Annotated in this window: 11 protein-coding genes; 9 read left to right on the forward strand and 2 right to left on the reverse strand. The window is 71.9% G+C overall.

Annotated features, from left to right (window positions below; all coding sequences use genetic code 11):
• Nucleotides 1-753 (reverse strand): sugar phosphate isomerase/epimerase (locus RWM17_RS02890; RefSeq protein ID WP_314101169.1); only part of this gene is annotated, 753 nt, incomplete at its 3' end.
• Between the two features lie 97 nt (nt 754-850).
• On the reverse strand, nt 851-1,849 hold the full coding sequence (locus tag RWM17_RS02895; RefSeq protein WP_314101172.1) for a magnesium transporter CorA family protein: 999 nt from the start codon (nt 1,847-1,849) through the stop codon (nt 851-853).
• A 17-nt stretch (nt 1,850-1,866) separates the two neighbouring features.
• On the opposite strand from RWM17_RS02895, the gene RWM17_RS02900 reads away from it, so the two are divergent.
• The 9 genes from RWM17_RS02900 to mnhG all read left to right on the forward strand — a co-directional run bounded on the left by RWM17_RS02900 (nt 1,867) and on the right by mnhG (nt 11,821).
• Nucleotides 1,867-2,637, forward strand: a complete 771-nt coding sequence (locus RWM17_RS02900; RefSeq protein WP_314101175.1) for a fructosamine kinase family protein — start codon at nt 1,867-1,869, stop codon at nt 2,635-2,637.
• Nucleotides 2,638-2,739: 102 nt separating this feature from the next.
• Entirely contained in the window at nt 2,740-4,236 is a 1,497-nt protein-coding gene (locus RWM17_RS02905) for a trehalose-6-phosphate synthase (RefSeq protein WP_314101177.1), read from the forward strand.
• Entirely contained in the window at nt 4,233-5,030 is a 798-nt protein-coding gene (gene otsB, locus RWM17_RS02910; RefSeq protein WP_314101180.1) for a trehalose-phosphatase, read from the forward strand. Before RWM17_RS02905 ends, otsB begins: the two co-directional genes overlap by 4 nt.
• Nucleotides 5,031-5,172: 142 nt before the next feature.
• Nucleotides 5,173-8,169: a Na+/H+ antiporter subunit A gene (locus RWM17_RS02915; protein WP_314101222.1), complete on the forward strand. Its 2,997-nt coding sequence runs from the start codon at nt 5,173-5,175 to the stop codon at nt 8,167-8,169.
• Nucleotides 8,166-8,771, forward strand: coding sequence for a Na(+)/H(+) antiporter subunit C (locus RWM17_RS02920; protein WP_314101182.1), 606 nt, complete (start codon nt 8,166-8,168; stop codon nt 8,769-8,771). The genes RWM17_RS02915 and RWM17_RS02920 overlap by 4 nt, the downstream gene beginning before the upstream one ends.
• Nucleotides 8,768-10,363: a Na+/H+ antiporter subunit D gene (locus RWM17_RS02925; protein WP_314101184.1), complete on the forward strand. Its 1,596-nt coding sequence runs from the start codon at nt 8,768-8,770 to the stop codon at nt 10,361-10,363. Before RWM17_RS02920 ends, RWM17_RS02925 begins: the two co-directional genes overlap by 4 nt.
• Nucleotides 10,360-10,995, forward strand: coding sequence for a Na+/H+ antiporter subunit E (locus tag RWM17_RS02930; RefSeq protein ID WP_314101186.1), 636 nt, complete (start codon nt 10,360-10,362; stop codon nt 10,993-10,995). The genes RWM17_RS02925 and RWM17_RS02930 overlap by 4 nt, the downstream gene beginning before the upstream one ends.
• Complete coding sequence (locus tag RWM17_RS02935) at nt 10,992-11,255, forward strand: monovalent cation/H+ antiporter complex subunit F (RefSeq protein WP_123546477.1); 264 nt, start codon at nt 10,992-10,994, stop codon at nt 11,253-11,255. Before RWM17_RS02930 ends, RWM17_RS02935 begins: the two co-directional genes overlap by 4 nt.
• Nucleotides 11,252-11,821, forward strand: a complete 570-nt coding sequence (gene mnhG, locus RWM17_RS02940) for a monovalent cation/H(+) antiporter subunit G (RefSeq protein ID WP_123546476.1) — start codon at nt 11,252-11,254, stop codon at nt 11,819-11,821. The genes RWM17_RS02935 and mnhG overlap by 4 nt, the downstream gene beginning before the upstream one ends.
• The last annotated feature ends 7 nt before the right edge of the window (nt 11,822-11,828 follow it).

Below are 11,828 nucleotides of genomic sequence, written 5' to 3' on the forward strand. Positions count from 1 at the left end.
CAGCATGTCCGTGAGCACCGCCTCGTCCGCGGCCCGGCCGGAGGAGTGCACCTCGGCGACGACCGAGCCGGACCAGCCCGACTGCGCCAGGTGCCTCAGGACCTCGGCCACCGGCTGGTCGCCCGTGCCCGGGACGAGGTGCTGGTCGACGAGGCCGCCGGGCCGCGGCGAGACGAGCCCGTCGCAGAGGTGCACGTGGCGGAGGCGCGGCCCCAGCGCCAGCGCGAGGTCGAGCGCGTCGCGCCCGGCGACGGCGGCGTGCGAGAAGTCGAGCACCGCCGCGTCGACGTCGAGGGTGGACGGGTCGTGGCCGGGGGAGTAGACGTCGGCGACGACCGGGCCCGCACGCCAGGGGAACATGTTCTCGACCGCGAGCTCGACGCCGGTCGTCGCCGCCAGCTCCCTCACCAGGTCGACGAACCGCGCGGCGTGCCGACGCTGCCACCGGAACGGCGGGTGCACGACCACGGTGGCCGCGCCGAGCTCGGCTGCGAGCTCGGCCGAGCGCCGCAGCTTCTCGCCCTGGTCGCGGCCGAGCGCGAAGTGGGCGAGCGGCAGCACCGGTGCGTGCACCGACAGCACGGGCAGCCCCCAGCGAGCCGAGGAGGCGCGGAGCAGCCGGGCGTCCCGGCTCGCCCGGTCGGCGGTCACCATCACCTCCACCCCGTCGAAGCTGGTGGTCCTCGCGAGGCGGAACGCCTCGTCGACGGGCAGCGGGGAGACGCAGGACGTGCTCGTTCCGACCGTGATCACGCGGCCAGGCTACGACCGGGCCCGCGGCGGGGGAGCCGAGCAGGGATGAACGTCCGGCGAACGACCGGGGAACGCCCTCGGGGCCGCCGACCGCCTCCTACAGCCAGTCGCGCTTGCGGAACTGCCACCAGAGCACGCCGCCCACGCCGACGATGAGCACGCACGAGGTGACGAAGCCCCCGACCGTGCTGAAGCCGGGGTAGGGCACGTTCTGGCCGTAGAAGCCGGTGATGGCGGTGGGCACCGCGATGATCGCCGCCCAGCTCGTCACCTTCTTCATGATCCCGTTCATCCGGTTCGACTGCAGGTTGAGGTTGGTGTCGAGGATGGTCGAGACGAGGTCGCGGAGCGAGTCGTTCTGCTCGGCGACGCGGACCACGTGGTCGTAGACGTCCTGGTAGTAGGGCTGCATCACCGGGTCGAGGTCGTGCAGGTCGCGCCGCAGGAGCGTGTTGAGCACCTCGCGCATCGGCGACGCGACGCGTCGCAGCCGCACGAGGCTCTTGCGCAGCGCGAACGACCGCTTCTGCACGTCGAGGGTGCGAGGCGCGGGGTCGAACAGGTCGTCGGCGATGCCCTCGATCTCGTCGTCGAGCGCGTCGACGGCGTGGAAGTGCCGGTCGACGACCACGTCGAGCACGCCCCAGAGCAAGAAGGAGACGCCGTGGGAGGCGAGGTCGGGGCTCCTGTCGAACGCCTCGTGGAGCCGTCGCGCGTCGAAGTCGGCGTGGTGGATCGTCACGAGCGCCCTGGCAGTGACGAACGCCTTGACCTCGCTCGTCGTCAGCTCTCCCGACGCCGCGTCGAACGACACGTCGTAGAGGGCGGCGAAGAGGTGGTTCTCGTAGCGGTCGACCTTCGGCCGCTGGCCGTCCTGCAGGGCGTCCTCGACGGCGAGCTCGTGCAGCCCCAGCTCGTCCTCGAGGTCGTCGAAGTCCGCCGCGGTCGGGTCGGTGAGGTCGACCCACACGGTGCAGCCGTCGGTGGCGAGGTGGTCGCTCACATCGGCGAGGGGGAACCCCTCGGCCACGAGCCGCCCCTCCCGGTACGCCCGGGTCCGGGTCGGGGTGCGGGTCGCGGTCGGGGCCTCGGTCATGGGGGCATGCTATCCACGTGACCTCGCACGTGAAGCAGCGCGCCGACGCCCCTGACGACTTCTTCGAGGCCGAGGCGGCAGGGCTCGCCTGGCTGGCCGACGCCACGCCCCGCGGAGGCGCGAGGATCGTGGCCGTCGAGTCGGTCTCGGCAGGCCGCATCGCACTCGAGGCCGTGCACGAGACCCGACCGACGCCGGAGGCGGCACGGCGGTTCGGCGCGGCGCTCGCCGCCACCCACGCGGCCGGCGCAGACGCCTTCGGGGCACCTCCCGCGGGCTGGCAGGGCCCCGTCTTCATCGGCCGACGGCAGCAGGACTGCACGCCCCGCGACAGCTGGGGCGCGTTCTACGCCGCCCAGCGCGTGCTGCCGTTCGCCCGGAGGGCCGTCGAGGCAGGGTCGCTGACGCGCGACGAGCTCGACCTCGTCGAACGTGCCTGCGGGGCCGTCGCGTCGGGCGCCCTCGACGACGACGTCGAGCCGGCCCGCCTGCACGGCGACCTCTGGAGCGGCAACGTCCTGGTCGACGTCGACGGCGTCGTCCTCATCGACCCGGCCGCGCACGGCGGCCACCCCGAGACCGACCTGGCGATGCTGCAGCTGTTCGGCCTGCCCTTCCTCGAGGAGGCGCTGGCCGGCTACCAGGACGCGTCGCCCCTCCGGGACGGCTGGCGCGACCGGGTGCCGCTCCACCAGCTGCACCCGCTCGCGGTGCACGCGGCGGGCCACGGCCGGAGCTACGGCCGCGCGCTCGCCGAGGCGGCGCGACAGGTGCTGCGGCTCGTCTGAGCTGGACGCCCGGGGGACAGGCCGCGCCGGGGGGCCGGACGGGCGCGCTGATAATCTGGCCGTCCCCCGTCTCCCGGGGGTCGAACGGAGCTGATCACCCCCATGTCTGACACCGCTGAGCGCTACGGCTTCGTCGTCGTCTCCAACCGCCTCCCCGTCGACCGCGTCGTCGCCGAGGACGGCTCCGCGTCCTGGCAGCACTCGCCCGGGGGGCTCGTGACCGCCCTCGAGCCCGTCATGAAGGCGAACGACGGGGCCTGGGTCGGCTGGGCCGGCCAGCCCGAGCTCGAGTTCGAGCCGTTCGTCGACGAGGGCATCCACATCGTGCCCGTGCCCCTCAGCGCCGAGGAGGTGCAGCGCTACTACGAGGGGTTCAGCAACGACACGCTCTGGCCGCTCTACCACGACGTCATCGCCGCACCGACGTACCACCGGCTCTGGTGGGAGGCGTACGTGCAGGTGAACCAGCGCTTCGCCGACCGTGCCGCGGAGATCACCGAGGAGGGCGGCACGATCTGGGTGCAGGACTACCAGCTGCAGCTCGTCCCGAAGATGCTCCGCGAGGCGCGTCCCGACGTGACGATCGGCTTCTTCAACCACATCCCGTTCCCGCCGCTCGGCATCTTCTCGCAGCTGCCCTGGCGCCGCCAGATCCTCGAGGGGCTGCTCGGCGCCGACGTCATCGGGTTCCAGCGCGGCGACGACGCCTCGAACTTCTCGCGGGCGGTGCGCCACCTGCTCGGCTACGGGACGACCCGCCCCTACGTCGAGGTGCCGGTCGACGACGACGCGACCACGGGGTCCTCGCACGTGTCCCGCCGCGGCACGAAGGTGCGCCGGGTCCTCGCCAAGCACTTCCCGATCTCGATCGACGCCGCCAGCTACGAAGAACTCGCCGCGCGGCCCGACATCCAGGCGAGGGCTGCCGAGATCCGCGCCGGCCTCGGCAACCCGAAGACGGTCATGCTCGGCGTCGACCGGCTCGACTACACCAAGGGCATCCGCCACCGGATGAAGGCGTTCGGCGAGCTGCTCGCCGACGGCCGCCTGAGCGTCGAGGACGCGACGCTGGTGCAGGTCGCGAGCCCCAGCCGCGAGCGGGTCGAGACGTACAAGACGCTGCGCGACGAGATCGAGCTGACCGTCGGCCGGATCAACGGCGACTACGCGACGATGAGCCACACGGCCATCAGCTACCACCACCACGGCTACCCGCGTGAAGAGATGGTGGCCCTCTACCTCGCCGCCGACATCATGCTGGTCACCGCCCTCCGCGACGGGATGAACCTCGTCGCGAAAGAATACGTGGCGGTGCGCCGCGACAACGACGGAGTGCTCGTGCTCAGCGAGTTCGCCGGCGCCGCCGACGAGCTCAAGAGCGCGCTGTTGATCAACCCGCACGACATCGGCGGCCTGAAGAACACCATCATGCGGGCGATCGAGATGCCGCGCCGTGACCGGACGACGCGGATGCGCGCCCTCCGTCGGCGCGTGCTCGAGCACGACGTGGCCAGCTGGTCCGCGTCGTTCCTGCAGGCGCTCGAGAACGTGCGCCCCGGCCAGCAGATCACGGCACCCGCCGAGGAGGACGCCTCGTGACCACGACCCCCCTGACCACGGACGACGAGTCGCGGGCCCTCTCGGACGCGCTCGGCCGTCTCGCGACGACCCCGCGCCTCCTCGTCGCCCTCGACTTCGACGGCACCCTCGCGCCCGAGGTCGACCAGCCGATGGCGGCCCGCCCGCTGCCCGAGTCGAAGGAGGCGATCCGTCGCCTGCTCGAGATGGAGGGCACCTCCGTCGCCCTCGTCTCCGGTCGCGACCTCGCGTCGCTCGACCGCATCAGCGAGATGCCCGAGCAGGTGCTGCTCGTCGGCTCGCACGGCATCGAGGTGCGGATCGGGGGAGAGGTGACCTCCCTGACCGAGGACGAGCTCGCCCGTCGCGCCGTCATCTCCGAGGCGCTGCACACGGCGGCCGACGGCCGCGAGGGCGTCTTCGTCGAGGAGAAGCCGGCGGGCCTCGCCCTCCACACGCGGCTCGCTGACGAGGCGACGACGACGGAGGTGCGCGAGGCCGTCCGGCAGCGCCTCGCCGACGAGCCCGGCGTGCACGGCCGCGAGGGCAAGAACGTGCGCGAGTACGCCGTCCGCCCGACCGGCAAGGACGACGGGGTCGCCCGTCTGCGCGAGGCCGTCGGCGCCACCGCCGTGCTCTTCGCCGGCGACGACGTGACCGACGAGGACGCCCTGCGGTCGCTCGGCGAGGGCGACCTGGGCATCCGGGTGGGGCCGGGCGAGACCGCCGCGAGCCACCGCGTCGCCGACCCGGCCGCGATCGGGCGGCTGCTGGGCGAGCTCGCCGACCTGCGCGAGCACCTGGGGCATGCCTGAGGACGCATGTGTCCACCGGCGTCCCCGTGGTCGGGCGGTCCTCCCAGGTGACTGCAAGGTAGGCTGACCTCTCCGCCCGACTCCTCGTCGCCGATCAGCCCGAACGACCGACGAACTCGCCAGCCGACGGAGGTGCACCATGATGATCGCTGCTCTCGCGGCCTTCGCGGTCGCCTCGATCGTCGTCGCCGCACTGGGGCGCCGCCTCGGGCCGTCGCTCTTCCTGTGGGCCTCGGCCGTCCCGTTCGCCGCCATGGTGATGACCGCCCTGCAGGGGCCGCAGGTCCTGTCGCAGGGGCAGGTCGTCGAGTCGGTTCCGTGGATCCCGCAGCTCGGCATCACGCTGACCCTCCGCCTCGACGTCCTGTCGTGGGTGCTGGCCCTCGTCGTCACCGGCGTGGGCGGGCTCGTGCTCGTGTACTGCTCTCGCTACTTCAAGCCCGGGGAGAAGAGCCTCGCCCGCTTCGCCGCCGTGCTCGTCGCCTTCGCCGGGGCGATGTACGGGCTCGTCACCAGCGACGACGTCTTCGTGCTCTTCGTCTTCTGGGAGGCCACGAGCGTCTTCTCGTACCTGCTGATCGGTCACTACACGAACAAGCAGGCGAGCCGCGGGGCCGCGCTCCAGGCCCTCATCGTCACGACGGCGGGCGGGCTGGCCATGCTGGTCGGCCTCGTGGTCCTCAGCGTCCAGGGCGGCACCTCCTCGATCGAGGCCCTCGTCGCGTCGCCGCCGAGCGGCACGGCCGTGACCGTCGCGGTGATCCTGGTGCTCGTCGGCGCGCTGTCGAAGTCGGCCCTCGTCCCGTTCCACTTCTGGCTGCCCGCGGCCATGGCCGCCCCCACCCCGGTGAGCGCATACCTGCACGCCGCGGCCATGGTCAAGGCGGGCATCTACCTCGTCGCCCGCTTCGCTCCCGGCTACCACGACTCGCCCGGCTGGCAAGAAGTCGTCGTCACCGTCGGCGTCGTGACGATGCTGCTCGGCGGCTATCGTGCCCTCCGTCAGCACGACCTGAAGCTCGTCCTCGCCTACGGCACGGTCAGCCAGCTCGGCTTCCTCACGATCATCGCGGGCTACGGCACCCGGGACGCGGGGCTCGCGGCGCTCGCGCTGCTCGTCGCGCACGCGCTGTTCAAGGCGACGCTGTTCCTGGTCGTCGGCATCGTCGACCACCGCACCGGGACGCGTGACCTCCGCAAGCTGAGCGGCCTCGGTCGGCAGGCTCCCGTCCTCGTCGTCATCACCGTGATCGCGCTCGCGTCGATGGCGGGCGTGCCCCCGACGTTCGGCTTCGTGGCGAAGGAGGCGGTGCTCTCCGCCCTGCTCGCCGACGCCGAGCACGGCAGCGCCTGGGGCGTGGTCGCGCTCGTCGGCGTCGTCGTGGGCTCCGTCCTCACCACGGCCTACAGCCTGCGGTTCCTCTGGGGGGCGTTCGCCCGCAAGCGCGACGTCGCCCCGGTCGACTTCGTCCGCGAGCACATCGACTTCCTCGCCGCGCCGGCCGTGCTCGCCGCGCTCAGCCTCGCGCTCGGCTTCGTCGCGGCCCCCGTCGACTCCGTCATGGCGCGCTACGCGGACACCCTGCCGCACGTCGAGGGCGAGCACGGCCCCTACCACCTCGCCCTCTGGCACGGCCTCGAGCCGGCCCTCGGCCTGACCGTCCTCTCGCTCGTCCTCGGCGTCGTCATGTTCTGGCAGCGCGAGCGGGTGTCCGCGGCGCAGAAGGCGGTCTCGTTCCTGCCCCGCGCCTCCGACGGCTACGTCCGGATCATGACCGGCATCGACAAGACGGCGTCGCGCACGACGGCGGCGACGCAGCGCGGCTCGCTGCCGTTCTACCTGGGCACGATCCTCGTCGTCTTCGTCGTGTCGAGCATCGTCACGCTGTCGTCCAACCGCAGCTGGCCCGACGCGGCCGTCATCTGGGATTACCCGGCGCAGCTGGCCGTCGGCGGCCTGATGATCGTCGGCGCCGTGGCCGCGGCGCGGTCGAACAAGCGCTTCCAGGCCGTCGTGCTCGTCGGCGTGACCGGCTACGGCATGGCCGCGCTGTTCGCCCTGCACGGCGCCCCCGACCTCGCGCTCACCCAGGCCCTGATCGAGACGATCACCCTCATCGCCTTCGTGCTCGTGCTCCGGCGCCTGCCGGCCCGCCTCGGCGACCGCAACGGTCGCTCGCACCGCGCGCTGCGCGCCGTCATCGGCGTCTCGGTCGGCTGCGTCATGGCGACCATCGCCGTCGTCGCCCTGGGCGCCCGCAGCGGCGGAACGATCTCGAGCGCGTTCCCCGAGCTCGCCGTCGTCGGGGGCCACGGCAAGAACGTCGTCAACGTCACCCTCGTCGACATCCGCGGCTGGGACACGATGGGCGAGATCAGCGTGCTGATCGCGGCCGCGACCGGCGTCGCGAGCCTCGTGTTCCTCACCTCGCGCACCGACATGCTGCCGCGTCCGGCCCGCCGCACGCGTGCCCAGCGCTTCCTCGCCCGGGTGCGCCCGGCCCTCGAGCCCGCGCCCGTCGTCCCCGGCTCCGAGGCCGGCGGCAGCCAGGCCGACCGGGCCGACGCCTCGTCGAGCACGGCGGTCGGCTCCGAGGTCGAGGGCGACCGACGCGCCTGGCTGCTCGCCGGCCGCAAGCTGGCGCCGCAGAACCGCTCGATCCTGCTCGAGGTCGTCGTCCGGCTGCTCTTCCACGCCATCGTCGTCGTCTCGATCTACCTGCTCTTCGCCGGCCACAACCTGCCGGGCGGCGGCTTCGCCGGCGGCCTGGTCGCGGGCATGGCCTTCGTGGCGCGCTACCTCGCGGGCGGGCGCTTCGAGCTCGGCGCCGCGGCGCCCCTCGACGCCGGCAAGGTGCTGGGCACCGGCTTGCTCGTGATCGTGGCCACCGCCGTCGTGCCCCTCTTCTTCGGCGCCGACGCGCTCACCTCGACCTGGTTCGAGGGCGAGGTGCCGCTGCTCGGCCACGTCGAGTTCGTCACCTCGACGTTCTTCGACATCGGCGTCTACCTCGTCGTGGTGGGCCTCGTGCTCGACGTGCTCCGCAGCCTGGGGGCCGAGGTCGACCGGCAAGAGGAAGAGGACGACCGCGGCGACGCCTCGGTCACGGCGACGACCAAGGCGGAGGGCCCCGCATGAGCGCGTCGTTGATCCTGATCGTCGTGATGGCAGCGCTCTACGCCTGCGGCATCTACCTCATGCTCGAGCGCAGCATGACCCGTGTGCTGCTCGGCTTCCTGCTCGTGGGCAACGCGACGAACATCCTCATCCTCACGATGTCCGGCCGCAGCGGCGAGGCGCCGATCGCCGACGGCCAGGTGCCCGAGTCGAGCTTCGCCGACCCGCTGCCGCAGGCGCTCATCCTCACGGCCATCGTCATCACGTTCGGCGTCTCGGCGTTCCTGCTGGCCCTCATCTACCGCTCCTGGCGGCTCGCGCAGGAGGACGACGTGGCCGACGACCTCGAAGACCTGGAGATCGGCATCCGCGGGGTGCCCGCGGAGGACGAGACGCAGGGCGACGGCGACGACGAGAGCGACGGCGACACGGAGTTCGGCCCGGACGCCGAGGCCGCCGTGCCGAAGTCGTCCTTCGACGACGACGACCCCTGGGACCACGCCCCGAGCGAGACCATCCCGGTGGCCGACCCGGAGCACGCTCCCGACCACGACCCGGCCCACCCCGAACGAGACCGCGACCGCGGCACCTACCGTGACGATCCGAGAGGAGGCCGACCGTGAACCTCGACTTCCTCGTCCCGCTCGTCGTGCTCGTGCCCCTCATCGGTGCGGGCGCCGCGCTGGTCGCGACCCGGCGGCCCCGGCTCCAGGCCGTCCTCACGATCGCCGCGCTGGCGGTCGTCGTGGCCATCAGCGCCGTCCTCCTCGTCGTCGTCGACCGTGACGGCGCGATCGCGGTCCAGGTCGGCGGGTGGGAGGCGCCCTTCGGCATCCTCCTCGTGGTCGACCGCCTCGCGGCGCTGATGCTCACGATCTCGTCGATCGTGCTGCTGGCGGTCTTCGTGTTCTCCGTCGGGCAGGGCTCGGCGGACGGCGACGGCGACGCCCCCGTCTCGATCTACAACCCCACGTACCTCATCCTCGCCGCCGGCGTCTTCGACGCGTTCGCTGCGGGCGACCTCTTCAACCTCTACGTCGGCTTCGAGATGCTGCTGATCGCGAGCTATGTGCTGATCACCCTCGGCGGCACCGAGCAGCGCATCCGGGCGGGCGTCACGTACATCGTGGTGAGCCTGCTGTCGAGCGTGCTGTTCCTGGCGTCGATCGCGATGATCTACGGCGCCCTCGGCACGGTCAACATCGCGGACATCGCGCAGAAGATGGACACCATCCCGCCGGACGTCCAGACGATCATCCACGTGATGCTGCTGACGGCCTTCGGCATCAAGGCGGCGATCTTCCCGCTGTCGTTCTGGCTGCCCGACTCGTACCCGACCGCGCCGGCCCCGGTCACGGCGGTGTTCGCGGGCCTGTTGACGAAGGTCGGCGTGTACGCCATCATCCGGACCGAGACGGTGCTCTTCGTCGAGAGCAACGTCAACGTCTACCTGCTGATCATCTCGTTGCTGACGATGGTGATCGGGATCCTGGGCGCGGTGGCGCAGGCGGACATCAAGCGCCTCCTGTCGTTCACCCTGGTCAGCCACATCGGCTACATGATCTTCGGGATCGCGCTCGGCACCGTCGAGGGCCTCGCCGCGACTATCTACTACGTGGTGCACCACATCACGGTGCAGACCACGCTCTTCCTGGCGGCGGGGCTGATCGAGCGGCGGGGCGGGACGGCCTCGGTGCTCCGGCTCGGCGGGCTGCTGAAGGCGGCGCCCGTGGTGGCGGTGCTCTTCTTCATCCCGGCTCTGAACCTCGGCGGCATCCCGCCGTTCTCGGGCTTCATCGGCAAGGTGGCGCTCTTCGACGCCGGCGCGCGCCTCGACGACCCGCTCGTCTACGTGCTGATCGGTGCCGGCGCGGTGACGTCGCTGCTCACGCTCTACGCCCTGATGCGGGCCTGGAACCTCGCCTTCTGGCGTCCCGGCAGCGACGTCGAGGACCACGAGTCGCCCCTCACCGAGCGTCTCGAGGAGGCGCCCGGCCGCACCGCCGTCCAGGCGAAGCGCGCCAACCCGCGCACCATGATCGGTGCGACCGTCGGCATGGTCGGCGTCTCGCTCGTGCTGACCGTCTTCGCGGGTCCGCTCTACGGGGTCGCCGAGCGCGCGGCGGGCAAGGTCTACGGGTCGAACTCGTACGTGCAGCTCGTCTTCCCCGAGGGCGAGGGCGACACCGCCGACAACGAGGGGAGCGCACCGTGACCGCCCGGCCCTCGGCCCACGAGGTCGGACGCAGCCTGCTCCGTCAGCTGCCCCTCCTCGTCGGCCTCGTCGTCCTCTGGATGTTCCTCTGGAACCAGCTGACCGTGCTCTCGTTCGTCACGGGCGTCCTCGTGGCCTTGCTCGTCACGCGGGTCTTCTTCCTGCCGCCGGTCGAGCTGAGCGGGCGGTTCAACCTCGGCTGGGCGCTCGTGTTCCTCGGCCGCTTCGTCTTCGACCTCGTCGTCGCGTCGGTCGAGGTGGCCTGGACGGCCGTGCGGCCCCGAGGCGTGACGAGCAACGCGATCGTCGCCGTCCAGCTGCACACCCGGTCGGACTTCATCATGACGCTCGTCGCCGAGGCCGTGTCGCTGGTGCCCGGTTCGCTCGTCGTCGAGGCCGACCGCGAGCGGTCGATCCTCTACATGCACGCTCTCGCGGTCGAGGACGCGGACGGAGTGGAGGAGGTGCGGAAGAGGGTGCTCGGCTTCGAGAAGCGCATCGCTCGTGCGCTCGGCAGCGCCGACGACCTCCGCCGCATCGCCGACGGGACGCCCGCCACCGAGGACGCCCCGACCGACCGGTCCGGCGCCGAGCTGCCCGTGAACGAGAAGAACAAGGGGGTCGCCTCGTGACGATCGTCTCCTGGGTCGTCGGCGTGCTCTTCGCGTTCGCCGCGCTCGCCTCGGTGCTCCGCATCGTTCGGGGGCCGTCCATCCTCGACCGCATGATCGCGAGCGACATGCTGCTCACGACCCTCATCTGCGTGCTCGCCGCCGACATGGTGCTCGGGAACCACACCCGCACCCTGCCGGTCATCATCGTGCTCGCCCTGACGGCCGTCTTCGGCTCGATCACCGTGGCGCGCTACGTGTCGAGGCAGGACCCGTCATGAGCGACCAGTTCTACACGATCTCGAGCGCCGTCCTGCTGGTCGCCGGTGCGGCGCTGTCCGCCGCCGCCGGCGTCGGCCTCCTGCGGTTCCCCGACGCCCTCACCCGCATGCACGCCGCCACGAAGCCGCAGATCTTCGGGCTGATCCTGATGCTGTCGGCGATCGCCCTCGATCAGCACAACCTCGGGACCATCGCCTCCCTGGTGGTCGTCCTGGTCTTCCAGATGCTCACGGCGCCGATCTCGGCGCACATGATCGGCCGGGCCGGCTACCGCAACGGCGACCTCCGCCGCGACATGCTCGTCGTCGACGAGCTCGACGAGGCGGTCGCCCGGGCAGGGGAGGAACTCGTGGCCGACGGCCAGTCGCTCTCCGACGTCGACCCGTCGACCCTGCCGGTGGGGTCGGCCGACGCGTTGGCCGTCGAGCTCGACCGGGCCGACGGGCTCGACGACTCCGAGGGCGACGACGACGCCCACGACGACGAGGCCCGGGAGCGCGAGCACGACGCCCCGCTGCACGTCAAGGGCGGGCACCACCACGCCCCCGATCCCGGCCTCGGCTGAGGGCGTC

Source organism: uncultured Frigoribacterium sp. (assembly GCF_963515265.1).
Lineage (GTDB): Bacteria > Actinomycetota > Actinomycetes > Actinomycetales > Microbacteriaceae > Frigoribacterium.

Bases quoted from the DNA above. Each gene is read 5' to 3' on its own strand.
- RWM17_RS02915 (WP_314101222.1), top strand. From the start codon at position 5,173: ATGATCGCTGCTCTCGCGGCCTTCGCGGTCGCCTCGATCGTCGTCGCC.
- RWM17_RS02905 (WP_314101177.1), top strand. From the start codon at position 2,740: ATGTCTGACACCGCTGAGCGCTACGGCTTCGTCGTCGTCTCCAACCGC.
- mnhG (WP_123546476.1), top strand. From the start codon at position 11,252: ATGAGCGACCAGTTCTACACGATCTCGAGCGCCGTCCTGCTGGTCGCC.
- RWM17_RS02920 (WP_314101182.1), top strand. From the start codon at position 8,166: ATGAGCGCGTCGTTGATCCTGATCGTCGTGATGGCAGCGCTCTACGCC.
- RWM17_RS02895 (WP_314101172.1), bottom strand. From the start codon at position 1,849: ATGACCGAGGCCCCGACCGCGACCCGCACCCCGACCCGGACCCGGGCG.